At 53.8% G+C, this 26,286-nt stretch carries 24 protein-coding genes and 4 tRNA genes; 16 read left to right on the plus strand and 12 right to left on the minus strand.

Annotated features, from left to right (window positions below):
• Nucleotides 1–159: 159 nt before the first annotated feature.
• The 5 genes from pdxR to H650_RS07115 all read left to right on the plus strand — a co-directional run bounded on the left by pdxR (nt 160) and on the right by H650_RS07115 (nt 6,194).
• The gene (pdxR, locus tag H650_RS07095) at nt 160–1,623 is read left to right on the plus strand and encodes a MocR-like pyridoxine biosynthesis transcription factor PdxR (protein ID WP_020454637.1); all 1,464 of its coding nucleotides are present in this window, start codon (nt 160–162) and stop codon (nt 1,621–1,623) included.
• Between the two features lie 85 nt (nt 1,624–1,708).
• Complete coding sequence (locus tag H650_RS07100; RefSeq protein WP_020454638.1) at nt 1,709–2,827, plus strand: YbdK family carboxylate-amine ligase; 1,119 nt, start codon at nt 1,709–1,711, stop codon at nt 2,825–2,827.
• Nucleotides 2,828–3,038: 211 nt separating this feature from the next.
• On the plus strand, nt 3,039–4,946 hold the full coding sequence (locus H650_RS07105) for a methyl-accepting chemotaxis protein (RefSeq protein ID WP_044489441.1): 1,908 nt from the start codon (nt 3,039–3,041) through the stop codon (nt 4,944–4,946).
• 73 nt (nt 4,947–5,019) lie between these two features.
• Nucleotides 5,020–5,262 carry a DUF1158 family protein gene (locus tag H650_RS07110; RefSeq protein WP_017458712.1) on the plus strand — a complete coding sequence of 81 codons (243 nt, stop codon included), beginning with the start codon at nt 5,020–5,022 and terminating at the stop codon, nt 5,260–5,262.
• Between the two features lie 332 nt (nt 5,263–5,594).
• Nucleotides 5,595–6,194, plus strand: a complete 600-nt coding sequence (locus tag H650_RS07115; protein ID WP_020454640.1) for a nitroreductase family protein — start codon at nt 5,595–5,597, stop codon at nt 6,192–6,194.
• A gap of 89 nt (nt 6,195–6,283) precedes the next feature.
• On the opposite strand, the gene gltX is transcribed toward H650_RS07115, so the two are convergent.
• Entirely contained in the window at nt 6,284–7,699 is a 1,416-nt protein-coding gene (gltX, locus tag H650_RS07120) for a glutamate--tRNA ligase (protein ID WP_020454641.1), read from the minus strand.
• Nucleotides 7,700–7,955: 256 nt separating this feature from the next.
• On the opposite strand from gltX, the gene H650_RS07125 reads away from it, so the two are divergent.
• The 5 genes from H650_RS07125 to H650_RS07145 all read left to right on the plus strand — a co-directional run bounded on the left by H650_RS07125 (nt 7,956) and on the right by H650_RS07145 (nt 9,099).
• A tRNA-Val gene (locus H650_RS07125) sits at nt 7,956–8,031 on the plus strand.
• A gap of 41 nt (nt 8,032–8,072) precedes the next feature.
• A tRNA-Val gene (locus H650_RS07130) sits at nt 8,073–8,148 on the plus strand.
• A gap of 41 nt (nt 8,149–8,189) precedes the next feature.
• A tRNA-Val gene (locus H650_RS07135) sits at nt 8,190–8,265 on the plus strand.
• Between the two features lie 4 nt (nt 8,266–8,269).
• A tRNA-Lys gene (locus H650_RS07140) sits at nt 8,270–8,345 on the plus strand.
• Between the two features lie 406 nt (nt 8,346–8,751).
• Complete coding sequence (locus H650_RS07145; RefSeq protein ID WP_020454643.1) at nt 8,752–9,099, plus strand: FlxA-like family protein; 348 nt, start codon at nt 8,752–8,754, stop codon at nt 9,097–9,099.
• On the opposite strand, the gene H650_RS07150 is transcribed toward H650_RS07145, so the two are convergent.
• Nucleotides 9,090–10,019 carry a LysR family transcriptional regulator gene (locus H650_RS07150; protein ID WP_020454644.1) on the minus strand — a complete coding sequence of 310 codons (930 nt, stop codon included), beginning with the start codon at nt 10,017–10,019 and terminating at the stop codon, nt 9,090–9,092. The genes H650_RS07145 and H650_RS07150 overlap by 10 nt on opposite strands.
• An 89-nt stretch (nt 10,020–10,108) precedes the next feature.
• On the opposite strand from H650_RS07150, the gene H650_RS07155 reads away from it, so the two are divergent.
• Nucleotides 10,109–11,098, plus strand: a complete 990-nt coding sequence (locus tag H650_RS07155) for a bile acid:sodium symporter family protein (protein WP_020454645.1) — start codon at nt 10,109–10,111, stop codon at nt 11,096–11,098.
• Here the strand turns inward: H650_RS07155 and H650_RS07160 are convergent.
• From H650_RS07160 to zipA, 3 genes are all read right to left on the minus strand, one after another.
• A complete protein-coding gene (locus H650_RS07160) occupies nt 11,095–11,310 on the minus strand; it encodes a DUF3820 family protein (protein WP_020454646.1) in 216 nt (71 codons plus the stop codon). The two genes, H650_RS07155 and H650_RS07160, sit on opposite strands and share 4 nt — an antisense overlap.
• Complete coding sequence (gene ligA / locus H650_RS07165; RefSeq protein WP_020454647.1) at nt 11,311–13,329, minus strand: NAD-dependent DNA ligase LigA; 2,019 nt, start codon at nt 13,327–13,329, stop codon at nt 11,311–11,313. It abuts the gene before it with no gap.
• Nucleotides 13,330–13,399: 70 nt separating this feature from the next.
• Complete coding sequence (gene zipA / locus H650_RS07170) at nt 13,400–14,395, minus strand: cell division protein ZipA (RefSeq protein WP_020454648.1); 996 nt, start codon at nt 14,393–14,395, stop codon at nt 13,400–13,402.
• Between the two features lie 226 nt (nt 14,396–14,621).
• Here zipA and cysZ point away from each other — a divergent pair, with 226 nt between their 5' ends.
• The 5 genes from cysZ (at nt 14,622) to crr (ending at nt 19,463) form a co-directional block, all read left to right on the plus strand.
• Nucleotides 14,622–15,383 (plus strand): sulfate transporter CysZ, encoded by a 762-nt coding sequence (gene cysZ, locus H650_RS07175; protein WP_020454649.1) that lies wholly within the window; start codon nt 14,622–14,624, stop codon nt 15,381–15,383.
• Between the two features lie 140 nt (nt 15,384–15,523).
• Complete coding sequence (gene cysK, locus H650_RS07180) at nt 15,524–16,495, plus strand: cysteine synthase A (protein ID WP_017458913.1); 972 nt, start codon at nt 15,524–15,526, stop codon at nt 16,493–16,495.
• A 383-nt stretch (nt 16,496–16,878) separates the two neighbouring features.
• Nucleotides 16,879–17,136, plus strand: coding sequence for a phosphocarrier protein Hpr (gene ptsH, locus H650_RS07185; protein ID WP_007370907.1), 258 nt, complete (start codon nt 16,879–16,881; stop codon nt 17,134–17,136).
• 50 nt (nt 17,137–17,186) lie between these two features.
• Complete coding sequence (gene ptsI, locus H650_RS07190) at nt 17,187–18,914, plus strand: phosphoenolpyruvate-protein phosphotransferase PtsI (protein WP_020454650.1); 1,728 nt, start codon at nt 17,187–17,189, stop codon at nt 18,912–18,914.
• Nucleotides 18,915–18,953: 39 nt separating this feature from the next.
• Nucleotides 18,954–19,463, plus strand: a complete 510-nt coding sequence (crr, locus tag H650_RS07195; RefSeq protein ID WP_020454651.1) for a PTS glucose transporter subunit IIA — start codon at nt 18,954–18,956, stop codon at nt 19,461–19,463.
• A 45-nt stretch (nt 19,464–19,508) separates the two neighbouring features.
• Here the strand turns inward: crr and pdxK are convergent, their stop codons facing one another.
• The 7 genes from pdxK to H650_RS07230 all read right to left on the minus strand — a co-directional run bounded on the left by pdxK (nt 19,509) and on the right by H650_RS07230 (nt 26,246).
• Nucleotides 19,509–20,348: a pyridoxine/pyridoxal/pyridoxamine kinase gene (gene pdxK / locus H650_RS07200; protein WP_020454652.1), complete on the minus strand. Its 840-nt coding sequence runs from the start codon at nt 20,346–20,348 to the stop codon at nt 19,509–19,511.
• Between the two features lie 17 nt (nt 20,349–20,365).
• Nucleotides 20,366–21,277 (minus strand): cysteine synthase CysM, encoded by a 912-nt coding sequence (cysM, locus tag H650_RS07205; protein WP_020454653.1) that lies wholly within the window; start codon nt 21,275–21,277, stop codon nt 20,366–20,368.
• A gap of 101 nt (nt 21,278–21,378) precedes the next feature.
• A complete protein-coding gene (cysA, locus tag H650_RS07210) occupies nt 21,379–22,473 on the minus strand; it encodes a sulfate/thiosulfate ABC transporter ATP-binding protein CysA (protein ID WP_020454654.1) in 1,095 nt (364 codons plus the stop codon).
• Nucleotides 22,463–23,338: a sulfate/thiosulfate ABC transporter permease CysW gene (gene cysW / locus H650_RS07215; protein WP_020454655.1), complete on the minus strand. Its 876-nt coding sequence runs from the start codon at nt 23,336–23,338 to the stop codon at nt 22,463–22,465. Before cysW ends, cysA begins: the two co-directional genes overlap by 11 nt.
• Nucleotides 23,338–24,168, minus strand: coding sequence for a sulfate/thiosulfate ABC transporter permease CysT (gene cysT, locus H650_RS07220; RefSeq protein ID WP_017458920.1), 831 nt, complete (start codon nt 24,166–24,168; stop codon nt 23,338–23,340). The genes cysW and cysT overlap by 1 nt, the downstream gene beginning before the upstream one ends.
• Entirely contained in the window at nt 24,168–25,184 is a 1,017-nt protein-coding gene (locus H650_RS07225) for a sulfate ABC transporter substrate-binding protein (RefSeq protein ID WP_020454656.1), read from the minus strand. The genes cysT and H650_RS07225 overlap by 1 nt, the downstream gene beginning before the upstream one ends.
• Before the next feature lie 162 nt (nt 25,185–25,346).
• Nucleotides 25,347–26,246: a Dyp-type peroxidase gene (locus H650_RS07230; protein ID WP_020454657.1), complete on the minus strand. Its 900-nt coding sequence runs from the start codon at nt 26,244–26,246 to the stop codon at nt 25,347–25,349.
• Nucleotides 26,247–26,286: the final 40 nt, after the last annotated feature.

Here is a 26,286-nt window from a genome sequence, read left to right on the forward strand (position 1 = left end):
AATACGACATCGTGTGTTTTTCGTGACTGCGTTTTTACAATAGGGAGGCTTGCGCTTTTGTGAATAGAGCCAGTTCTGGCGAATGAGTGTGTCAGTTAACAGGAAGCTGGTATGGAATTTGCTCCATCGCATTACGCGATATATCCGAAGGAGTGCAGCATGATTCGTCACCTGTTGAATGTGAATTTTGACGGCCAGCGTGGATTGCAGGAGCAAGTCCGCGAATGTTTGATCAACGCCATTCTGAGCGGGATTTTCCCGGCGGATACCGCACTGCCCTCTTGCCGCCAGCTTGCCAGCCAGCTTAACGTTTCGCGCAATACCACCGCGCTGGTGTTTGAAGGCCTGGTCAACGAGGGCTACCTGGTGAGCCGCCCGCGCAGCGGTTACTACCTGCACCCGGATTACTACCGCTGCGGGCAAAACCCGACGCCACCTGCACCTGAATGCGAGAGCGCTGCACCACACTGGGGCAACCGCCTGAAAATCACCCCCAGCCAGCAGGAATCGATCCTTAAACCAGCAGGCTGGATGCACTACCGCTACCCGTTTATCTACGGGCAGCCCTACACGCAGCAGTTCCCGCTTGCCAGCTGGCGCGCGGCGGCAAACTGGCTGCACGGTGGTGTGCGCGACCCGGCATGGGTGATTGATCATATTGACCAGGATGTGCCGATGCTGATTGAGCAGATCCGCACCCGCGTGTTGCCCAAACGCGGCATCGTTGCCGCACCGGATGAGATCCTGATTACGCTCGGCTCGCAAAACGCGCTCTATCTGCTGACGCGTTTGCTGATGTCGCCCGCGACGCGCGTGGCGGTGGAGAACCCGGGTTTTCGCGAAGCCATTAACACCTTCTTATTAAGCGAGCCGCAAATCGTGCCGCACGACGTGGACAGCGAAGGGCTGGTGCTCAATGAAACCCCTTGCGACTACTACTATGTGACGCCGGGCCACCAGGTGCCGACTGGCGTGACGATGAGCAAAGCGCGGCGCGTGCAATTGCTCGATTACGCTGCCCGCCACGATGCAGTGGTGATTGAGGACGATTACGACTCGGAAAGTAACTTTATGCAAAACCCGCTGCCCGCGCTGAAAGCCAGCGATCGCAGCGGGCGCGTGATTTATGTCAGCAGCTTGTCCAAAGCACTGTCGCCGGGGTTACGGCTGGGGTATATGGTTGCCGCGCCGGAAATCATTGATGAAGCGCGGGCGCTGCGCCGCCTGGTGTACCGTCATCCGCCAACCAATATTCAATACCAGATGGCGCATTTTCTGGCGCAGGGGCATTACGAAACCCATTTGCGCCGCTACCACGAAGACTCCGCCCGCCGCTGGGATTGTCTGCACAACGCGCTACACACGTTTCTGCCGGAGTGCCAGTTGATGCAGGGTAGCGAACATGCCAACGCCTTCTGGCTGCGCACACCAGAACAGATCAACACCCAGCAACTGACCTGGCGCGCCGCCCACGCGGGCGTGTTGATTGAGCCCGGCGCGCGGCATTTTCTTGATGCCGCGCCGCCGGATAACTTCTTTCGCATGGGGTTTCACGCGATCAATCCGGATGCAATTGCCCCTGGCGTGGAAGTGTTGCGCGGCCAACTGGCGCAGCTATGTTGATATTTTGAGCGGTTGTCGCCGCCTCGCAGGAAGGAATGAGTAATCGCTTCCATAATGAAGCAAACCCATTTATCGCGAGAACGCTATGCCACTGCCGGATTTTCATGTTTCCGAACCGTTTACGCTCGGCATTGAACTGGAGTTACAGGTCGTTAACCCGCCGGGTTACGATTTGAGCCAGGACTCTTCACGGCTGATTGAATCGGTAAAACACCAGATAAGTACCGGTGAAGTCAAACATGACATCACCGAAAGCATGCTGGAGATTGCCACCGGCGTGTGCCGGGATATCAACCAGGCGGCACATCAGTTTTCCGCCATGCAGCATGTGATTTTGCAGGCTGCATCCGAGCACCATGTGCAGATATGCGGCGGCGGTACTCACCCTTTTCAGAAGTGGCAACGCCAGGAGATCTGCAATGATGAGCGTTACAGCCGCACGCTGGAGACGTTTGGTTATCTGATGCAACAAGCGACGGTGTTTGGCCAGCATGTGCATGTTGGCTGCACCAACGGCGACGACGCGATCTATTTGTTGCATGGCCTTTCCCATTTTGTGCCGCACTTTATTGCGCTCAGCGCCGCCTCGCCCTACATCCAGGGCACCGACACCCGCTATGCGTCGTCGCGCCTGAACATTTTCTCTTCCTTTCCGGATAATGGCCCGATGCCGTGGGTGGCGAACTGGCAGGAGTTTGAAGGGCTATTTCGCCGCCTGAGCTACACCTCAATGATTGAAAGCATCAAAGATTTGCACTGGGACATTCGCCCCAGCCCGCATTTTGGCACTGTTGAAGTGCGGGTCATGGACACGCCGCTGACGCTGTCACACGCCATTAATGTGGCAGGGTTTATCCAGGCGCTGTCGCACTGGCTGCTGGCCGAGCGACCGTTTAAACATCAGCCGCAGGATTATTTATTGTATAAATTCAATCGCTTTCAGGCCTGCCGTTACGGGCTGGAAGGTCTGATTACCGATGTGCACACCGGTGAGCGGTACACCATTGCTGACGATCTCACTCGCCTGCTGGAGAAGCTCGCGCCGTCGGCAGATAAGCTGAATGCGGGTAGCGCCCTGGATGAACTGGCAAATGTGGTGAAACGCGGAAAAAGCGAAGCACAGATGATGCGTGAATTTATTGCCGATGGCGGCTCGCTAATTGGATTAATGCAAAAACACGCTGAGATTTGGGCGGCAGGCTAACGCATTAATTTTTTAGTTATTATTCTTAACCACAACGTAAATAACCTGCGCATCAGCAGGTTATTTTTTCTTATTACGAAAAATAATAACCACTAAGTGGTAGATGGATTCAACAGAATTGATAAATATCAACAAGCCCTGCGTTAGAAATAAAGACCCCGCCCCCTACTCCGATAACGAATTAAAGCAAACGAGAACATGAGGCATTTGTATGAGATGGATTTACCGTTTATCAATGAAATTTAAATTATTACTGGCTTTACTGCCTTTATTGTTTGCCCTCATATGGTTAGCAACCAGCGGCATCCTGGCACGCGTGGAAACAGGCCAGCAGATGCGCACCATCATTACCTTAACGGATCTGGCGAAAAATGCCGGTGGCGTTATTCATGAATTACAAAAAGAGCGCGGCATGAGCGCAGGATATATCGGCAGCAAAGGACAGCAATTTAATGCCGAGTTAACTGCGCAATATATTCTCTCTGATAAAGCCCTGAGCCAGTTAGCCGAGGCGTTAAAAGCATTCCCGCTCCAGCGGGCGAATAATGATATTCGTCATGCGCTCGATCAATTCCGCCAGCATCAACAAGGCATAACGGATTTTCGCCAACAAATTCATGCCCTCAGCGTTAGCGGTACAGACTCGCTGACCTGGTACAGCACCATTATTAGCGATCTACTCAATGTGGTGGGTGGAATTAGTCAGCTGACGGATAACGGCGAAATTGTGAATCAACTGGCAGCATATTACAGCGTGCTGAATGCCAAAGAGCAAACCGGCGTGGAACGTGCGCTGATGTCCAACGTGTTTTCCGCCGACCGGTTTACCGACGGGCAGTTCCGTCAGCTGAACGAAGTGGTTGGCAAGCAACTTTCCTGGCTGGCGGCAACGCGAGCGTTCAGTACTGCCGCCGTCAATGAACGGCTGACGGCGCAACTGCAAACCCCGGAGGTGACGCGCGCGCTTGAGATGCGCCAGCAGGCAATTGACCATGTGGCGACCGGTGGTTTTGGCGTCGCCCCAACCGACTGGTTTAACGCCCAGACGGCACGCATCAATACGCTGAAATCCGTGGAAGATGCCGCGGCAAATACCCTGTTGCAAACGGCAAAAGATCTGGCGGATAACGCCTGGCGTGATGTGATTGTTTTTGCGGTGATAAGCATCGCAGCCCTGCTGATCGCGCTGTTCTTCGCCCTGCTGGTCGCCAGCAGTATTCATCGCCAGTTGCACCATTCACTGGCCACCATTGAAGGAATGGACGGCGATCTTACCCAGCGTCTGGATGTGCCGGGAAGCGACGAGCTCTCGCTCCTGAACCGCGCTTACAACCAGGCCATTGAAAATATTCAGCATATTGTCAGCGAGATAAAACACGGCGCGGGCGTGCTGCGCGGCGCCAGTTCCGAGATTGCCAGCGGGAACCAGGATCTGGCCTCACGAACGGATGAACAAGCCGCCTCGCTGGTAGAAACCGCGGCCAGCATGGAGCAGATCGCCACGGCGGTGAACCAGACGGCGGATAACGCGAACGAGGCTAAACGGCTGACGCAAGAGATGGAGCAACAGGTGCAGGAAGCAAGCCGGGTGGCGGGTGAAGCCAGCCAGAGCATGACTGCCATTCGCGGCTCCAGCGAGCAGATCTCGAATATCGTTAGTTCAATCGACGAAATCTCGTTTCAGACCAACCTGCTGGCACTGAATGCGGCAGTGGAAGCCGCACGCGCCGGTGAGCTGGGCAAAGGTTTCGCCGTGGTAGCGAGCGAAGTGCGTAACCTTTCGCAACGGTGTGCCAACGACGCGCACCAGATCCGCGAACTGGTGAGCAAAAACATGGAGCAGATCCAGCAAGGCGTCACGCTGGTGCAGGCTTCTGACCGCGCGCTGCAATCGGCAAAAGCCCATACCGGGCAGATGCTGGCGTTTGTCAGCGATATTGCGCGTGCGGCGAGCGAGCAGTCACTGGGCGTGTCGCAGGTGCATCAAGCCCTGAACCAACTGGAGCAGGTAACCCAGCAAAATGCCGGGCTGGTCGCCAGCGCGGCGAGCGCCAGCCAGATGCTGGATCAACAATCGGAAACCATGGCGACGCTGGTTGACCGCTTCGTGGTAGCGTAAAGACCTGTCGGGGGACGTTGCACAGCGCGCAGCTTTCCCCGACAATGCGGCTTTTCACCTTCGATTAACGCTTATGAAACACTCGCTCGAACCGCTGCTTACGCTGGCAGGTATCCTGCTGATGGCTTTTCTCTCTGTGCTGCTGCTTCCTGCCCCTGCGCTTGGGTTGCAACTGGCGCAAAGCCTGGTGCAGCGCTTCCACCTGCTGGATTTGACGCAGCTTTATATCATTCTTTACTGCCTGTGGTTTTTGTTGCTCGGCACGGTGGAGTTTTTTGTTGTGCGCTTTATCTGGAAGCGCTGGCTCGCCGCCTGAAAACGCGCGGTTTCCCCTCCCTGCGCGTGTAAGGTGGGGAATCTCCCCGCCTTTTACCCTCGATAACTATTCAAAAGTCATTCTAATTTTTTGAACACTACGCGCAAATAGTTCAGCTTTTTCTTTCCCCGTCACCGGCCTATCATTCGTTTCATCAGGGCAAAACAGCCCATTACAAACGGAACTGGCCCGCAGGTTGGCCGTAAAATTAATCAAAACTTTCGTTGTAGGCCAGATTAACCATGAACCCATTACAGAAACTTTTTAGCGCTTTGTTTCCACAGTCCGCAGGTAACAACGTAGCGGATGTGCAGCCAACTTCAGGAGTGACTATGTCAGACAATTTTCTCGCTTTAGCAAAACAACGCCGCACTATCTATGCCTTGGGTAAAGATCTGCCGGTGGCAGAAGATGTGGTCATTGAAACCATCAAAGAAGCGATTCGTCAGGCACCTTCGGCGTTTAACTCACAGAGTTCCCGCGCGCTGATCCTGTTAGGTAAAGAACATGTGCAGTTCTGGGAGCTGACTCGCGAGCAGCTGAGAAAAATCGTGCCGGAAGAGAGCTTTAAAGCCACTTCCGACAAGCTGGATGGCTTTGCCGCGGCGGCGGGTTCCGTACTGTTCTTTGAAGATCAGGATGTGGTGAAAGGCTTGCAGGAGCAGTTTGCGGCTTACGCCGATAACTTCCCGGTATGGTCTGAACACAGCACCGGTATTGCACAGTACGCCGTGTGGCTGGCGCTGACCGAGAAAGGCATCGGCGCGAACCTGCAACACTATAACCCACTGGTTGACGCCGATGTGCAGCGCACCTGGGGTATTCCGGAGAACTGGAAACTGCGCGGCCATATGAACTTCGGTTCGATCGTGGCCCCGGCTGGCGATAAAGCCTTTATGGATGACGCCAAACGCTTTGTGGTTGCCCGTTAATCGACGGAATTCACGCTGCGTGCAGTAAGCTTACAGCCATAAAAAAGCCGCCTTAATAAAGGCGGCTTTTTATTTACAGCAGGTAAAACTTACTGCTGGCTTTCACGCTCAGCAATAAAACCCAGCGCTTTGTTGATACGCGCGATGCTGCGCGCCTGGCCAATGGCGTGAACGGTGACATCCAGCGCCGGAGACTGACCCGCGCCGGTCACGGCAACGCGCAACGGCATACCCACTTTGCCCATGCCCACTTCCAGCTCATCGGCGGTCGCCTGAATCGCGTGGTGAACGTTTTCCGCCGTCCAGTCGGTGATAGCAGCCAGCTTGTCACGCACTACTTCCAGTGGCTGACGCGCAACCGGACGCAGATGTTTTTTCGCCGCGTCCGCATCGAACTCGTCAAACTCTTCATAGAAATAACGGCAGCTTGCCGCCATCTCTTTCAGCGTTTTGCAACGCTCGCCGAGCAGTTTCACCAGCTCAAACAGCTGTGGGCCGGTATGGGTGTCGATATTTTCCTGCTCAATGTGCCACTGCAGGTGCGTCGCCACATACTCGGGATCCAGCGAATTGATGTAGTGATGGTTCAGCCACAGCAGCTTGTCAGTGTTGAACGCGCTCGCGGATTTGCTTACCGCGCCAAGAGAGAACAGCTTGATCATCTCTTCGCGTGAGAAGATCTCCTGATCGCCGCTCGACCAGCCCAGACGTACCAGGTAGTTAAGCAGCGCTTCCGGCAGGTAACCATCGTCGCGATACTGCATTACGCTGACCGCGCCATGGCGTTTGGAGAGTTTTTTACCGTCGTCGCCGTTAATCATCGACACATGCGCGTATACCGGAACCGGTGCGTTCAACGCTTTCAGAATGTTGATCTGACGCGGCGTGTTGTTGATATGGTCTTCACCACGAATAACGTGGGTAATTTCCATATCCCAGTCATCAACCACAACGCAGAAGTTATAAGTTGGAGATCCATCAGTACGGCGGATGATCAGATCGTCGAGTTCGAGGTTGCTGAACTCAATCGGGCCGCGAATCTGGTCGTCAAAAATAACAGAACCATCCTGCGGGTTGGCAAAACGCACGACACACGGCTCGTCATCAGCATGGTGCGAATGATCGTGGCGGCAACGACCGTCATAACGTGGTTTTTCATTATTTGCCATCTGCGTTTCGCGCAGCTGCTCAAGGCGTTCTTTCGAGCAGTAGCATTTGTAGGCGGTGCCCGCTTCCAGCATTTCATCGATAACCGAGTTATAGCGGTCAAAGCGTTTGGTCTGGAAGTACGGGCCTTCGTCCCACTCCAGATTCAGCCAGTTCATGCCATCCATGATGGCTTCAATTGCTTCCGGAGTGGAGCGCTCGAGATCGGTGTCTTCAATACGCAGCACAAACTCACCGCCGTGATTACGTGCAAATAGCCAGGAGTAAAGAGCAGTGCGCGCGCCGCCAACGTGCAGGTAGCCGGTGGGGCTTGGCGCGAAGCGAGTTTTGATTTTCATGAAATGGCCTTACGTTTATAAAGATGCCGACCGTCGGCAATAGCTAAAATGAAAGTGGGCGATATTCTATCACTGTGGGCTGATTCCTCAATGTTGTTGCCGCAATGAGGGGGTTATCAGGCTATTTTGTTTAGAAATCATGCTCTCGCGACGCTTTACGCAGCGGTTTGTCTAATTTTACGACGAACGAACAATTTCTTTTGAAAATGCGTTGACTCATTTTCAACTCTCCCTATAATGCGACTCCACACAGCGGGGGTGATTAGCTCAGCTGGGAGAGCACCTCCCTTACAAGGAGGGGGTCGGCGGTTCGATCCCGTCATCACCCACCACGATTTTTGTGGCTTCCGCAGTGTAGATAAGAATGAGAAGTGGGTGATTAGCTCAGCTGGGAGAGCACCTCCCTTACAAGGAGGGGGTCGGCGGTTCGATCCCGTCATCACCCACCACTTTCTCGCCAGCGAATTCTTATCAGTTGAAGTACCGAAGTGGGTGATTAGCTCAGCTGGGAGAGCACCTCCCTTACAAGGAGGGGGTCGGCGGTTCGATCCCGTCATCACCCACCACTTCGGGTCGTTAGCTCAGTTGGTAGAGCAGTTGACTTTTAATCAATTGGTCGCAGGTTCGAATCCTGCACGACCCACCAATGTAAAAAAGCGCCCTAAAGGCGCTTTTTTGCTATCTGCTATTCCCCATTCTCCTGCCCTGTTCCAGCCGTCAGTTAAAATCCGTCGAAATCCATTGATTACCAACCCGCGCGATCCCAGTTATGTGACCAGTAAATCGATGAATTTTTCCCGCCGAACAATTTACTTTAAAGCAGCATACAAACGATTAAATCCACGTTAAGTTGGCTAAAAAAACCACCCTGGCCACAATGTGAAAACGAATAAAATTTCAGTATTTTCAATAGGTAAACACGGTAACGTTTATCCATAATTTATCCTTAATATCCCGATATGATGCCCGCCGAACGGCCATTCGATGAACACAATTCAAGAAATAGATGATGTCGGCCGATAACCATGTTTTATGGCAAAAAGGAGTGTGCAATGACCACAATTTCGACAACAACAGCGTCAATTCAAACGGGTAGCGCGGGTAGTTCATCGTCTACCGGCAACGATACCGCTTCGCAAATCAGCCGCATTACTCAGAAGATCACCAAGCTGACGCAGCAGCTGAAAGAAATCGCTAACGGGAGCGGTTCGACGGAAGACAAGAAGAAACAGCAAGAGATGATTCAGACTGAAATCCAGCAACTGCAAGCGCAGCTGGCGCAACTGCAGCGCAAACAGGCTGAAGAAGCAGAGCAGAAACAAGCCCAGCAGCACCCGCAAACGAAAGCGGAAGGTGTTAACAAACCTTCCGACGATCATCAGATTGATATTTACGTCTGAGTAAATAACGGATCGTCCTCACGGGCCTGGTTTAAACACCGGGCCTGTTCTCTGACAACTTCCCACAATGCCTGCGCCGCCCCTGAGAGCGACCTGTTTTTTCGCCGCACCAGCATAATTTTGCGCTGCATACCCGGCACCAGCCGTTTTACCGCCAGCTCGCTTCCCTGCGGCAGCGGCAAGGCGAGTGCGGGCAGAATACTAATGCCTATTCCCGCTTCGACCATCGGAAACAGGGTTGCCGGGTGGCCAATCTCCTGCACGATTGTTGCGCGTACGGCGAAATGGCGCAGCGCCGCATCGATAAGCGGTCGGCTACCAGACGCGTAATCCTGCACCACTAATTGCGCCTCATCCAGCGCCGACCACGGCACCTCAGCAAGCTGTGCCCACGGATGATCGTTACGACACAACAAAAAGAATGGCTCCTCAAGGATCTCTTCGCTCTCAAAATCGTTCACCGGGCCAGGATCGATAACAATGCCAAAATCCACCTCGCCCTGGCGAATGCTCTCCAGCACCCATTGCTGCGGCCTGTCGTGCAACACAAAATCAATTTCCGGATAACGCTGGTTGCTGCTGGCGATGCATTGCGGGATCAGGTGCGCCGAAATGGTCTGGCTCGCCGCCACGCGCACCGTGCCAGTCAGTTGCTGCCCGACACGCCCGGCTTCACGCAGCGTGCTGCTAAGCTCATCTAACAGTCGTTCGAGGCGTCCGGCCAGTTGATGCCCGGCTTCGGTCAGCACCACTTCGCGGGTGGTACGGTCGAGTAAGCGCACGCCGGTTTGCAGTTCCAGCTCTTTCACGCTGTGGCTTACCGCCGACTGGCTGAGGCCGATTATCTCCCCTGCCCGGCTAAAACTTTTGGCTTGCGCCACCGTGACGAAGACACGTAACTGACGTAAGGAATAATTCATCTTATAAATTCATGAATGGATGCAATAAATCAATTTTATTTCTCAAAGTAGAAAAAGCACAATAGCGACACCGACTTTCAGGAGTGCACATGAAACTTTTTCGTATCCTTGATCCTTTTACGCTCACGCTGGTATGTACCGTTTTGCTGGCCTCTTTTTTCCCGGCGCGCGGCGGTTTTGTGCCATTTTTCGAGGGGCTGACCACCGCCGCCATTGCGCTGCTGTTTTTTATGCATGGAGCGAAGTTGTCGCGCGAGGCGATCATCGCTGGCGGTAGCCACTGGCGTTTACATCTTTGGGTAATGTGCAGCACGTTTGTGCTTTTCCCGGCGCTCGGCGTGCTGTTTGTCTGGTGGTCGCCGGTGAATGTCAGCCAGGAGCTGTATACCGGTTTTCTGTATTTGTGCATTCTGCCTGCGACCGTTCAATCGGCAATTGCCTTTACCTCGCTGGCGGGCGGTAATGTCGCGGCGGCGGTTTGCTCAGCATCGGCTTCCAGCTTACTCGGCATCTTCCTGTCGCCGCTGCTGGTCGGCCTGCTGATGGATCTGCACGGCGCAGAAGGCAGCCTTGAGCAAGTGGGCAAGATCATGCTGCAACTGCTGCTGCCGTTTGTGCTGGGGCATCTTTCCCGCCCGTGGACCGGCGCTTTTGTGGCAAAGCATAAGAAATGGATTTCAAAAACCGACCAGACGTCGATTCTGCTGGTGGTTTACTCCGCCTTTAGCGAAGCGGTGGTGAACGGCATCTGGCATAAAGTGGGCATCGGTTCGCTGCTGTTTATCGTGGTGGCAAGCCTGGTGTTGCTGGCGATTGTCATCGTAGTGAACGTAGTGGTGGCACGGAAATGTGGCTTTAACAAAGCCGATGAAATCACTATTGTTTTCTGCGGTTCGAAAAAGAGCCTCGCCAACGGTATTCCTATGGCCAACATCCTGTTCCCGACGTCGGTGATTGGCATGATGGTGCTGCCGCTGATGATCTTCCATCAGATCCAGTTGATGGTCTGCGCCGTGCTGGCGCGCCGTTATAAACGTCAAACGGAGCAACAGCAGGCGCAGGAAGCGGCGAAAGCTTAATTGCGTTTCAGGGGCTGTACCAGGTGGCTCAGCCCTTCCGTTTTGATCAGTAACGTTATCTGCATCAACTCGCCCAGCCGCCCGGCGGGAAACGAATCCTTCCGGGCAAACCACAGCAGATACTCTTCGGGCAGATCGATAAGCCGCCGCCCCTGATATTTACCAAACGGCATGAGCGTATTTGCAATCTCGACCAGCTGTTCCTTTTCCATTTACGCTCCCAGCAGGCGCATCATCTCAGCTTCGTCGATAACCTCTATACCCAGTTCCTGCGCTTTCGCAAGCTTAGAGCCTGCGGCTTCCCCGGCAATCACCAGATCCGTTTTCTTCGACACGCTGCCCGCCACTTTTGCCCCTAAGGCGGTTAAACGTGCTTTGGCGTCATCGCGCGAAAGCTGGCTCAGGCTACCGGTCAGCACGATGGTTTTCCCGGCAAACGGGCTGTCGATCTCTTCAGCCTTGACGACAACCGGCGCAGGCCAGTGAATGCCAACATCCTCAACTAACTGGCGGATAACCTCGCGGTTGCTCTCTTCATTGAAGAAGTTGTCCACGTGCTTCGCGACCACAACCCCGACATCAGGCACTTTTTGCAGCTCATCAACGCTTGCTGCCATCAGCGCTTCCAGCGTACCATAGTAAGCCGCCAGACCGGCGGCCGTGGCTTCGCCAACCTCGCGGATACCGAGCGCATAGAGGAAACGGGCAAAGGTCGTCTCTTTGGCTTTCTCCAGCGCATTGACCACGTTTTGCGCCGATTTAGGGCCCATACGATCCAGCCCCGTCAGCTTACCGGCCGTCAGGTGGAATAGATCTGCCGGCGTGTGGACGTACTCTTTTTCAACCAGTTGGTCGATTATCTTGTCGCCCATGCCATCCACATCCATCGCGCGACGGGAGACAAAATGCTTCAGTGACTCTTTACGCTGCGCACCGCAAATTAAGCCACCGGTACAGCGAGCCACCGCTTCGCCTTCAACACGCTCAACGTCGGAACCACATACCGGGCAGTGCGTCGGGAAAACCACTTCACGCGTCTCTTCCGGGCGTTCGGAAAGCACCACATTGACCACCTGCGGGATAACATCACCAGCGCGGCGAATCACTACTTTGTCGCCAATCCGCAAGCCAAGGCGGTCAATTTCATCGGCGTTGTGCAGCGTTGCATTGCTGACCAGCACCCCGGCAACGTGTACCGGCTCAAGCCTGGCGACAGGCGTAATTGCGCCGGTTCGCCCGACCTGGAATTCCACATCGCGAACAAAGGTCATCTGCTCCTGCGCCGGGAATTTAAAAGCGACTGCCCAGCGCGGCGCGCGGGCGACAAAGCCCAACTGTTCCTGTAAATCGAGCGAGTCGACCTTAATCACCACGCCGTCAATATCAAAACCGAGCGTTGGGCGATCGGCTTCAACCTGGTGATAGAAAGCCAGCACCTCTTCCGGCGTGTTGCAAAGGCGTATGCGGTCACTTACCGGCAGCCCCCAGGCTTTGAACTGCTGCAAGCGGCCCAGATGGCTGCGCGGCAGCTCGCCGCCTTCGAGAATGCCGATGCCATAGCAGAAGAAGGTCAGCGGACGTTTGGCGGTGATACGCGGATCAAGCTGGCGCAATGAACCTGCGGCTGCATTGCGCGGGTTGGCAAAGACTTTCGCACCGGTACGACGCGCATCTTCATTGATTTTTTCAAAACCCGATTGCGGCAAAAACACTTCACCACGCACTTCAAGACGGGCGGGGATATTGTCGCCGTGCAGCTTGAGCGGGATAGCGCGGATAGTGCGCACGTTGGTAGTGATATCCTCTCCGGTGGTGCCATCACCGCGCGTTGCCGCACGCATCAGCACACCGTTTTCGTAGAGAATACTGACCGCCAGTCCATCCAGCTTTAGCTCGCAGCAGTAAGTGAGCGCGTCGGTGCTTTTCAGCCTGTCCTGCACGCGCTTGTTAAAAGCAAGGAAACTCTCTTCGTCAAACACGTTGTCCAGCGACAGCATCGGCACTTCATGGCGTATCTGGCTAAAAGCGGTAAGCGGCGCTGCGCCAACACGCTGCGTTGGCGAATCCGGCGTGACTAAATCAGGGCGCTGCGCTTCAAGTTCACGCAGTTCCCGCATCAGACGATCGTACTCGGCGTCCGGGATCTCCGGCGCATCCATAACGTGGTACAGATATTCATGATGGCGAAGGCTGGTTCGCAGTTCTGTCAGTTGTTGTTCAATTGAGTCCATATCGCACCATCAATGATAAAAAACCCCCGACTGGCGGGGGTTCTGGAAGGAAATAATGTTCGTGGTCCCGTTACGCGTTGGCGTCTTTGACCTCGCGAATACGATCCTGGTATTCACGTAATTTCTGCGGGGTCATCATCCGACGCTGGTCGTCCAGCACTACGCCGCCGACTTCGTCGGCAATATGCTGTGCGGATTGCAGCATCAGTTTAAAGTTTTGCAGTTCGTCGCCATAGGAAGGCACCTGCATAAAGATGGTGACGCCAGGCGTTGCCATCTCACTCATCGTATCGACATCAAACGTGCCGGGGTTCACCATATTCGCCAGGCTGAAGAGCGCCGGGCCACTGCCGTCCGGGCTAAGATGACGATGGAAGATGCTCATATCGCCGAATTTGAACCCGGCCTGCAAAATACTGTTCAGCAGCACTTCGCCATTCAACGTGCTGCCATGGTGTGCGGCAACATTCATGATAATCACAGTTTCTTTACGCTGCGGTTTTTCCACCGGCGCTTCGACAACCGGCTCAGGTTCCGGCTGAGGCGTGGGCTGCGCAATTTCAGGTTGCGATTGATACTGCGGCGCAGGCTGCTGAGGTGCCATTGGTTGCGGCTGTGACTGTGGGGCAACAGGCTGTTGCGGTGCGTGACGCACCGGCTGCGTTTCAAAGGCAGGTGCCTGCGCAGGGCGCTCCGGCTGCTGCTGGGAATAAGGCTGCTGCGCGTGGTGCGGTGGCTCTGCGGGTTGAACCGGCGGTGCCGACGGGCGTGGCTGTGCCGACGCATAAGGCGGCTGATATTGGTGCTGACGCGGCGCGTCCTGCTCGTTACTGGCTCCCGGCGCGTGGTTCACTTTATGAACACGCACTTCACCTACGCCTTCGTCTTCTTCGACATCCTCGTCATCCAAATCGTCGTCGTCACGTCTCGACTTCATGCGTTTTAATGGGCGATCCCGGAACATGGACGAACGTTCTTTGCGACTGGTCCAAAACCCATGAACCAGCAAAGCAATTATGGCGATCGCGCCAACAATGATTAATATCAGACGCAAATCCTGCATCATTATATTCTCTGTTGTTCTAACACCTTGCCACCACGGCAAACATTTACTCACTAAGAGTATTTGCCCATTACGTCAAGTGCAAGTGCGCGCGTGTCTTTCACAGCATAAAGATGAATGAAATTGTGCTTTTTGCTGTTTTTTCGAACATTTCCGAACGGGTTTCCCCAGTATGATGAATATTATAAGCTGCAGTTTTCGGTCGTCATGAAAGGAGTATGGCCAGATTATGGTTTCATCATACCCGTCTGTTGCTCGCAGCGGCATGTTTTACTTTTCCCAGGGCTGGAAACTGGTCACGCTGCCAGGCATTCGCCGCTTTGTGATCTTGCCATTAATGGTGAATATTTTGCTGATGGGCGGTGCGTTCTGGTGGCTGTTTACCCGGCTCGATAGTTGGATCCCTTCGCTGATGAGCCATGTGCCGGAGTGGCTACAATGGCTTAGCTATTTACTGTGGCCAATTGCCGTTATCTCAATTTTGTTGGTGTTCGGCTACTTCTTCTCAACCCTTGCGAACTGGATTGCCGCTCCGTTTAATGGCTTGCTGGCAGAACAACTGGAAGCACGCCTTACCGGTGCGACAACGCCCGACGTCGGCGTTTTTGGGCTGCTAAAAGATGTACCACGTATCATGAAGCGCGAATGGCAAAAACTAGCCTGGTATCTGCCCCGCGCCCTGCTGCTGCTGGTACTTTATTTTATTCCCGGTATTGGGCAAACCATTGCCCCGGTGTTGTGGTTTCTGTTCAGTGCGTGGATGCTCGCTATCCAGTATTGCGACTACCCGTTTGATAACCATAAGGTGCCGTTTAAAGCGATGCGCGTTTCCTTGCGTGAACGCAAGGTTATAAATATGCAATTCGGTGCGCTCACCAGCCTGTTTACGATGATTCCGGTGTTGAACCTGGTAGTGATGCCAGTAGCGGTGTGTGGCGCAACGGCGATGTGGGTCGATTGCTATCGGGAAAAACACGCAATTTGGCGATAAGGATTTATTCCGTTTCTTATTCCATACTGATTAGCATTATTTCACCTCAGTATATAGATATGCGATTTCCTTACTTCCCCATCAACAGTAAGTGCGTATGCTGAGGTGGTTCCCAAATTTCATACAGTTAAGGACGGGCTATGAGTAAGATTTTTGAAGACAATTCGTTGACGATTGGTCATACGCCGCTGGTTCGACTAAACCGCATCGGTAACGGCCGCATTCTGGCGAAGGTCGAATCACGTAACCCAAGCTTCAGCGTAAAATGCCGTATCGGAGCCAATATGATTTGGGATGCCGAAAAACGCGGGGTGCTGAAACCGGGTGTAGAACTGGTTGAACCGACCAGTGGTAACACCGGGATCGCACTGGCGTATGTAGCGGCTGCACGCGGCTACAAACTGACGCTGACCATGCCGGAAACCATGAGTATCGAACGCCGTAAACTGCTGAAGGCATTAGGCGCGAACCTGGTACTGACGGAAGGCGCCAAAGGCATGAAGGGCGCAATCCAGAAAGCGGAAGAAATTGTCGCCAGCGATCCGGCGAAATTCCTGCTGTTGCAGCAGTTCAGTAACCCGGCTAACCCGGAAATTCATGAAAAAACCACCGGCCCGGAAATCTGGGAAGACACCGATGGCCAGGTTGATGTATTTATCTCCGGCGTTGGCACTGGCGGTACGCTGACTGGCGTAACGCGTTATATCAAAAATACCAAAGGCAAAACTGACCTGATCACCGTCGCGGTCGAGCCAACTGACTCTCCGGTTATTTCCCAGGCGCTGGCAGGCGAAGAGCTGAAACCAGGACCGCACAAAATTCAGGGCATCGGCGCGGGTTTTATTCCCGGCAACCTGGATTTGAAACTGATCGACAAAGTTGTCAAAATCACCAACGAAGAAGCCATCAGCACCGCGCGTCGCCTGATGGAAGAGGAAGGTATTCTGGCGGGTATCTCTTCAGGTGCTGCCGTTGCGGCGGCGCTGAAATTGCAAGAAGACGAGACCTTTACCAATAAGAATATCGTGGTGATTCTGCCGTCTTCTGGTGAGCGTTATTTGAGCACAGCGTTGTTTGCCGATCTGTTTACTGAAAAAGAACTGCAACAGTGATGCCAGATTGTTAAATAAGCTCAAAAAAGCACCCATCGCGGTGCTTTTTTGTGGCATATATCAAATTTTTGTCCTACCTGGCATTGCCTGAAACCTCCCGGTCTGGTATTTAACCATCACATTTATTTTGATGCGCGAAATTAATCGAAGGCAAGATTTCACCAAGCTGAATCGATTTTATGATTTGGTTCAATTCTGCCTTTCGCTGCATAATGTTTAATGACGAGCGAAACGTCAGCAGCCAGAAGCGCCAGCGTTTGGTTGCGCCAGGCAGGCTTCTGTAGTTTGTCCCGTTGCGCCGGCGCTAACAATACAGGCTAAAGTCATGCCGCCAGGCTAGACTTTAGTTCCACAACACTAAACCTATAAGTTGGGGAAATACAATGTTCCAGCAAGAAGTTACCATTACCGCTCCGAACGGTCTGCATACCCGCCCTGCTGCTCAGTTTGTTAAAGAAGCAAAAGGCTTCTCTTCTGAAATCACTGTGACTTCTAACGGCAAAAGCGCTAGCGCGAAAAGCCTGTTCAAACTGCAAACTTTGGGCCTGACTCAAGGTACTGTTGTGACGTTGACCGCTGAAGGCGAAGACGAGCAAAAAGCGGTTGAGCATCTGGTTAAACTGATGGCAGAACTTGAGTAAGTTTTACTTACGAGTTCTTTTCAAGATCAGTCACAAGTAAAGGTAGGGTTATGATTTCAGGCATTTTAGCATCCCCGGGTATCGCTTTCGGCAAAGCACTGCTGCTGAAAGAAGACGAGATCGTCATCGACCGGAAGAAAATTTCTGCCGACAAGGTTGACCAGGAAGTTGAGCGTTTCCTGAGCGGTCGTGCCAAAGCATCGGCACAGCTGGAAGCAATCAAAACGAAAGCGGGTGAAACTTTCGGTGAAGAAAAAGAAGCCATCTTCGAAGGGCATATTATGCTGCTGGAAGATGAGGAGCTGGAGCAGGAAATCATAGCCCTGATTAAAGATAAGAACATGACTGCCGATGCGGCAGCGCATGAAGTTATCGAAGGTCAGGCTACAGCCCTGGAAGAGCTGGATGATGAATACCTGAAAGAACGTGCCGCTGACGTACGTGACATCGGTAAGCGTCTGCTGCGCAACATCCTGGGTATGCCGATTATCGATCTGAGCGCGATTCAGGAAGAAGTAATTCTGGTTGCGGCCGATCTGACACCGTCAGAAACTGCTCAGCTGAACCTGAAAAAAGTGCTTGGTTTTATCACTGATATCGGTGGTCGTACTTCCCACACGTCTATTATGGCACGCTCCCTTGAGTTGCCAGCGATTGTGGGCACAGGTAGCGTCACCACTCAGGTTAAAAATGGCGATTATCTGATCCTCGATGCGGTTAACAATAAAGTTTACGTTAACCCAAGCGACGAAGAGATTGAGACACTGCGTGCGGCGCAGGCTCAGGTTGCCGAAGAAAAAGCCGAACTGGCGAAACTGAAAGATCTGCCGGCGATCACCCTTGATGGTCACCAGGTGGAAGTGTGCGCCAACATCGGTACCGTTCGCGATATCGCGGGCGCTGAGCGCAATGGCGCTGAAGGTGTTGGTCTGTACCGTACCGAATTCCTGTTCATGGATCGTGACGCCCTGCCGACTGAAGAAGAGCAGTTCGACGCCTACAAAGCGGTGGCTGAAGCCTGCGGTTCTCAGGCAGTTATCGTTCGTACCATGGACATTGGCGGCGACAAAGAGCTGCCGTACATGAATTTTCCGAAAGAAGAGAACCCGTTCCTGGGCTGGCGCGCCGTACGTATTGCAATGGATCGTAAAGAGATCCTGCGCGATCAGGTACGCGCTATTCTGCGCGCTTCCGCTTTCGGTAAACTGCGAATTATGTTCCCGATGATCATCTCTGTTGAAGAAGTGCGCGCACTGAAGAAAGAGATTGAGATCTACAAACAAGAATTGCGTAACGAAGGCAAGGCGTTTGACGAGAGCATTGAAATTGGCGTGATGGTAGAAACCCCTGCTGCCGCGACAATTGCCCGCCATCTGGCGAAAGAAGTTGATTTCTTTAGTATCGGTACCAATGATTTGACGCAGTACACCCTGGCGGTTGACCGTGGTAATGATATGATTTCACATCTTTACCAGCCGATGTCACCGTCTGTACTCACCCTGATCAAGCAAGTTATTGATGCTTCTCATGCGGAAGGCAAATGGACTGGCATGTGTGGTGAGCTTGCTGGCGACGAACGTGCTACACTTCTGTTGCTGGGGATGGGTCTGGATGAATTCAGTATGAGCGCCATTTCTATCCCGCGCATTAAGAAGATTATTCGTAACACAAACTTCGAAGATGCGAAGGTGTTAGCAGAGCAGGCTCTTGCTCAACCGACAACGGACGAGTTAATGACGCTGGTTAACAAGTTCATTGAAGAAAAAACAATCTGCTAATCCGCGAGATGCGCCCAAATTACTGCTTAGGAGAAGATCATGGGTTTTTTCGATAAACTGAAATCTTTGGTTTCTGATGATAAAAAAGACACCGGAACCATTGAGATTATTGCCCCGCTTTCTGGCGATATCGTCAACATTGAAGATGTACCGGATGTTGTGTTCGCTGAGAAAATCGTTGGTGATGGCATTGCTATCAAACCGACCGGTAACAAAATGGTAGCCCCGGTTGATGGTACTATCGGTAAAATCTTTGAAACCAACCATGCCTTCTCTATCGAATCCGATAGTGGCATTGAACTGTTTGTTCACTTCGGTATCGACACCGTGGAACTGAAAGGTGAAGGTTTCAAACGCATCGCAGAAGAAGGCCAACGCGTAAAAGTTGGCGACCCGGTAATCGAATTTGATCTGCCGCTGCTGGAAGAGAAAGCCAAGTCAACCCTGACGCCGGTGGTAATCTCCAACATGGACGAAATCAAAGAGCTTATCAAACTTTCTGGTAGCGTAACCGTGGGTGAAACCCCGGTGATCCGTATCAAAAAGTAATGCGTAATGCATAAAAGAATGGCGCCGAAAGGCGCCATTTTTGCTTTACTGCGGCGGTAAAATCAGCTCGTCATAGCCTTTTTCCAGCGTATATCCCATCACTTCTACGACCCGATCGCCCGCAGCCTGTATCGCCACATCGAGCGCTTTACCCTGAACAATACCGCTCACCAGTTCAGAACAAAACAGGTCACCAGTACCTTTGAGATCCGTCGCCACACGCGGATAACCACTGATATGAACCGCATCGGCAGTAACCAGTACCACGTGAATGTGCCCATCTTGCTGCTCAACCGGGGCACTGGTGATCGCCACCCAATGCAGCGACGCCGATAGCAGGCCTTTTGCCGCCTCAATCGCACTTTGCAAATCCCGGCATGGCTGACCGCTCAGCACTTCCAGCTCGAATACATTTGGCGTAATACCCTGTGCCAGTGGCAGCAGATGTTCACGATATGCCTGCGGGATTTCTGGTTTTACGTAAATGCCGCTATCGGTATCGCCGATCACCGGATCGACCAGAATCAACAGGTGTGGATGTTTTTCCCGCAGCGCCGTGAGCCACTTCGCCAGTAGCTTAATCTGACTGGCGCTACCCATATATCCCGTCGTGACCGCTTTAACGCTGCGCAGAACATCACGCTCTTCCAGCGCCTGTAAATAGCCGCTAAACCACTCGTCGGGAATGACGCCGCCGTAAAAGGTGTCATAGTGCGGCGTGTTACTGAACAGCACCGTCGGCACGGCCAGTACGTTCAAATGGTGCTGGCGAATATTCGGCACCGCTATACTGTTGCCCACGCTACCGTAGACAACCTGTGATTGTACGGCAACGATATCGGCCTGCTGCGCCCGAGTCTTATCCCTGAACAGGATCATCTCCATTCAGTCTCCTTAACGGGTTAAATCCCCGCGCCCTGCGAATAACTCTCTTCACCAAATACGCCAGTAGAAAGATAGCGATCGCCGCGATCGCAAATAATGGCGACGATCACCGCGCCCGGGTTCGCTTTCGCCACCCGCATTGCCCCGGCTACTGCGCCGCCGGAACTGACACCGCAGAAAATGCCTTCCAGTACCGCCAGCGTGCGCATGGTATTTTCCGCTTCGCGCTGATGGATATCCAGTACCTCATCAACCAGAGACGCGTTAAAAATCCCCGGCATATACTCGGCAGGCCAGCGGCGAATGCCGGGAATACTGCTGCCCTCTTCCGGCTGCAAACCGACAATCGTCACTTTTTTATCCTGCTCGCGCAGAAAACGCGATACGCCTGTGATGGTGCCAGTCGTGCCCATACTGGAGACAAAATGCGTGATTCGCCCGCTGGTCTGCCGCCAGATTTCCGGGCCGGTGGTGGTGTAATGTGCGTAGGGGTTATCCGGGTTGTTAAACTGATCGAGCAGTTTGCCTTCACCGCGCGCTGACATCGCCAGTGCCAGATCGCGCGCCCCTTCCATTCCCTGCTCTTTGCTGACCAGAATCAACTCCGCCCCGTAGGCACGCATCGCGGCGCGCCGCTCCTGGCTCATGTTGTCCGGCATCAGCAATTTCATGCGGTAGCCTTTCAGCGCGGCGATCATCGCCAGCGCGATACCTGTATTACCGCTGGTCGCTTCAATCAGTACGTCGCCGGGTTTAATCTCCCCACGCTGTTCCGCCTGCACAATCATCGACAGTGCCGCTCTGTCTTTTACCGATCCCGCCGGATTGTTGCCTTCCAGTTTGACCCAGATTTCACTCCCGTTGTCCGGGCTCAGGCGTTGCAATTTGACCAGCGGCGTATTGCCAATGGTTTGTTCTAATGTGTTCACAATCGCTGTCCAATAAAAAACCCGGTCGCAGGATGCATACCGGGCTTGTAGGCCGGGTAAAGCTGTACGCTATCCGGCAGAAACCACGTCTGTTTAAGCTATCAGGCAGAATCCGCCAGAGCAAGTTCTGCGCGGGCCTCAATGCGTTCGTTACCGTTATATAAACGGGCATGTTGCAGGCCGACGAACAGACGCTCACCGCGCTGGGGGGGATGTTCATCACGCATCACCACGGTCAACGGCTCCGTGTTCCAGCCCAGCGGCTGCACAACCAGTTGGGTGTAATGACCCTTCGGACTGGCTTCCAGCACCTGTACCGGCAGCGGAGAATCGAGGCTGGTGCGACGGCTGACATCCACTTCCCACGGGCGCAGGAACAGATCGACATCCCCCTGGTAAGCCGGCGTATAACCAAGCGGCCAGCGGTGCGCACCAACATGGAATTGCCCACCGCTCACGGTGCCTTTCAGGCGGTTAACCTCACCCATAAACTCCAGCACAAAGCGGGTGGCGGGCTCTCGCCAGACCTGATCCGGCGCATCCGCCTGTTCGATATTGCCCTGGCTCATCACAACGACGCGATCGGCAACTTCCGTCGCCTCTTCCTGATCGTGCGTCACGAATACGCTGGTGAATTTCAGCTCTTCATGCAACTGGCGCAACCAGCGACGCAGCTCTTTACGCACCTGCGCATCAAGCGCGCCGAAAGGTTCATCCAGCAACAGGATTTGCGGCTCCACCGCCAGCGCACGCGCCAGCGCTACACGCTGTTTCTGCCCACCGGAAAGCTGCGCCGGGAAACGGTCCGCCAGATGTGCCAGTTGCACCATCTCCAGCAGTTGCATCACTTTCGCTTTGATCGCCGCCGCATTTGGCCGTTCGCGGCGCGGCAGCACCGTCAAGCCGAAAGCGATATTGTCGAACACCGTCATATGACGAAACAGCGCATAATGCTGGAACACAAAACCGACGCGGCGCTCGCGCGCATGCAAACGGCTGACATCAGTACCATGAAAACGAATGCGCCCGCTGGTCTGATGCTCAAGACCGGCAATAATACGCAGCAACGTGGTTTTACCGGAACCGGACGGGCCCAGCAACGCCACCATCTGGCCGGATGGGATATCAAGAGAGATATCATTCAGCACCTGGGTGCGACCAAAAGACTTCTTAATATTGGCAATCTCAATGCTCATGATTTCCCTCCTGTTGCTGGCGTTTTTCCTGATTATTCAAACGCCACTGCAACGCACTCTTTAAAAACAACGTCAAAATAGCCATCAACGTCAGCAGAGCCGCAGCGGTAAACGAACCGACGATGTTGTAATCCTGCTGCAGTAATTCAATTTGCAGCGGCAGCGACAGGGTTTCACCGCGGATAGAACCGGAAACCACCGACACCGCGCCAAATTCGCCAATCGCCCGCGCGTTAGTGAGCACTACGCCGTACAACAGCGCCCAGCGGATATTCGGTAGCGTCACGCGCTTGAACATCTGCCAGCCGGACGCGCCAAGCAGAATCGCCGCTTCATCTTCCTGGCTGCCTTGGCTTAACATCACCGGCACCAGTTCACGCACGACAAACGGGCAAGTCACAAACACGGTAACCAGCACCATGCCCGGCCAGGCGAACATAATTTGCAGATTATGCGCATCCAGCCAGCCGCCAAGTGGGCCGTTTGAGCCATAAAACAGCAGATAGATAAGACCTGCGACCACCGGCGACACAGCAAAGGGAATATCCAGCAGCGTCAACAGTAACTGGCGGCCCGGGAAGTTAAAGCGCGTCACCAGCCAGGCCAGCAACGTGCCGAATATCAGGTTCAGCGGCACCGAGATCAGCGCAACCAGCACCGTCAGCCAGATGGCATGGAGCATGTCGGCGTCCGCGAGGTTTTCCAGAACTGGCATCAGGCCTTTGCTAAACGCCTGCACGAAAATGTAAACCATCGGCACAACGAGGATAAACGCCGAGACAATCACTCCCGTGCCAATCAAAAACCATTTGCCCCAGTTCACCTGAGACTTGTCATAGCGTTTCAATTCAGTTATTTCCGCCATTAGTGACCTACCACACGCTGACCAAAGCGGCTTTGCAGGGTGTTAATGGAAAACAGCAACAGCAAAGAAGCCGCCAGGATCACCGAGGCAATCGCGCTCGCCGCCGGGTAATCAAACTCCTGCAAGCGTACAAAAATCATCAACGAGGTCACTTCGGTCTTCCAGGCGATGTTACCGGCGATAAAGATCACCGCGCCAAACTCGCCAAGGCTGCGGGTAAACGACAACGCCACGCCCGCCATCAATGCAGGAGAGAGTTCCGGCAGCACCACTTTGCGAAAACTTTGCCAGCGCGTCGCGCCCAGGGTTTCCGCCGCCTCTTCATATTCCGGCCCCAGCTCTTCCAGCACCGGCTGAATAGTGCGCACCACAAACGGAATGCTGGTAAATGCCATCGCCACCGCGATACCGAGCCAGGTATAGGTCACTTTGATATCAAACTTCGCTAGCCATTCGCCGTAAAAACCATTCACCGAAAACAGCGAGGCCAGCGTCAGACCCGCCACTGCCGTTGGCAGCGCAAAAGGTAGATCCATCAGCGCATCCAGCAGGGTGCGGCCCGGAAAGCGGTAACGAGTAAGGATCCATGCCATCAGCAAGCCAAACACGCCGTTAAAAACGGAGGCGACAAAGGCTGCAATCAGCGTGACTTTATAAGCGGCCACAACCTGCGGATTAGTGACCACCTCCCAGTATTGCGCCCAGCTCATCTGCGCCAGCTGCATCACCAGTGCGCTCAGTGGCAACAGCAATATCAGACAAACAAAAAACAGGCTGCTGCCAAGGCTTAAACCAAAGCCAGGCAGCACGCGTTTTGATCCTGCAAACATCACTTACGCCCCGCCGCCAGCAACGTGTCCAGCTCACCACCGCTGGCGAAATGGGTTTTCATCACTTCAGGCCAGGAACCAAACTTGTCCTCTACGCGGAACAGCGCCGTCTGCGGGAATTTATCGCTCAGTTTCGCCATCACTTCCGGGTTGTTCACGCGATAGTAGTAATCAGTGATGATGGTTTGCGCCTGTGGGCTGTAAAGCCAGGTGAGATAAGCTTTGGCCGCTTTTTCTGTGCCGTTGGCCTTCACGTTTTTATCCACCCACGCAACCGGGAATTCAGCCAGGATGTTGACTTTCGGTACGACAACCTCAAAACCCTGCGCTTCATACTGCTTACGGATGTTATTCACTTCCGATTCAAACGAGATCAGCACATCGCCAAGCCCGCGCTCAACAAAGGTAGTTGTTGCGCCGCGACCGCCGGTGTCGAACACTTCAACGTTTTTGAGGAACTGGGTCATAAACTGCTGAGTTTTGGCTTTGTCGCCGCCATCCGCCTGATCCGCTGCGCCCCAAGCCGCCAGATAGGTGTAGCGCGCATTGCCGGAGGTTTTCGGGTTCGGGAAAATCAGTTTTACATCACTGCGCACCAGATCGTTCCAGTCGTGAATGTTCTTCGGGTTACCTTTGCGAACCAGAAACGCCATCGTTGAGTAGAACGGCGAGCTGTTATTCGGCAAACGGCTCTGCCAGTCCGCCGGGATCAGGTTGCCTTTGTCGTGCAGGATCTGCACGTCGGTGACCTGGTTATAGGTCACGACGTCCGCTTTCAACCCTTGCAGAATCGCCAGCGCCTGCTTTGAGGAGCCAGCGTGAGATTGCTTAATGGTCAGCTTGTCACCGCCGTTATCTTTCGCCCATTGCTGTTCGAACGGCGTGTTAAGGGCCGCAAAGAGCTCGCGTGATACATCATAAGAGCTGTTAAGCAGTTCCGTCGCTTGTGCCTGAGCGGCCCACAGCGTCAGCGCTGCCAGCGTCAGATATCCTTTTTTCAGTAAGTTAACGGCCATTGCGCACCCTTATAAGCTGATGACATTTCGTCACTCAGTTTATTTATAACGGGTGTGAAACCAGTAACGGTTTTATATACCAATTGGTGATTTGGAATCAGAAAAGAATATAAGCAGAAGGGAGTAGTGACCGGGTTTCCCCGGTCAGCAGAAGTGCGTGGTTTACAGCGCCAGCAGCGTATCCAGCGACGGTGCGAAGTAGTAGCCGCCGGTCACCGGCCGGGTAAAACGCAGCATGGCGTCGCGCTTACCGTCGGTATCGCCAAACATGCTCAGCAGTTGCTGCTCAATGTTGTACAAACGGGCGCAATAGGTGCAGAAATAGAGCCCATGCGTGCCGCTGGCGGTGCCATAAGGCAGGCTCTGACGGACGATTTTCAGCCCTTTGCCGTTCTCTTTCAGATCAACACGCGTCAGGTGTGACGTGTCCGGGCGCGCATCACCGTCGATCTCTTCATTGGCCTCTTTGGTGCGGCCGATCATCATCTCCTGATCGCCCACGCTCATGCGATTAAGCTGCTTGAGGTTATGCTCCCAACGCTGCACCATCACGTAGCTGCCGCCGGCGTCCACGCCATCCTGAATAATGGCGACCTCGCGACGTTTCTCATCGCCTGCCGGGTTTTCCGTACCATCGATAAAGCCGCTCAAATCGCGCTCTTCCACCCAGCGGAAACCGTGCGTCTCTTCTTTAACGTCAAGCGCCTCGCCGAACGCCGCCAGCGCGGCCTGAGCGACGGAGAAATTCACATCGTGGCGCAGAGAAAGAATATGGATCAGCACATCTCGCTGTGTTGCGGGCGCCAGGCCTTTGCCATACGCCGGAAAATCTTTTAGCTCGTCTGCGCCTTCGGCACCGTTCAGTGCGCGCCAGGTCTTGTTGCCAAAGGCAATAGTCGCGCCCAGCGCCGCATCGGGGAATTGCAATTGAAAGGTCGCCAGCTTATCGGCGAATACGCGGCTCGCCACGCGCAGGGCATCGGTGTCCCCTTTCACGTTGGCTTCAATCCAAATCGCCGCACGGCAATGTTCTGGCAAAATGCCGCTTTGAACCTGGGACATGACTCCTCCTGGAAAAAAACAGGCCACGAAACCGTGGCGA

This window comes from Enterobacter sp. R4-368 (assembly GCF_000410515.1).
Taxonomy (GTDB): Bacteria; Pseudomonadota; Gammaproteobacteria; order Enterobacterales; family Enterobacteriaceae; genus Kosakonia.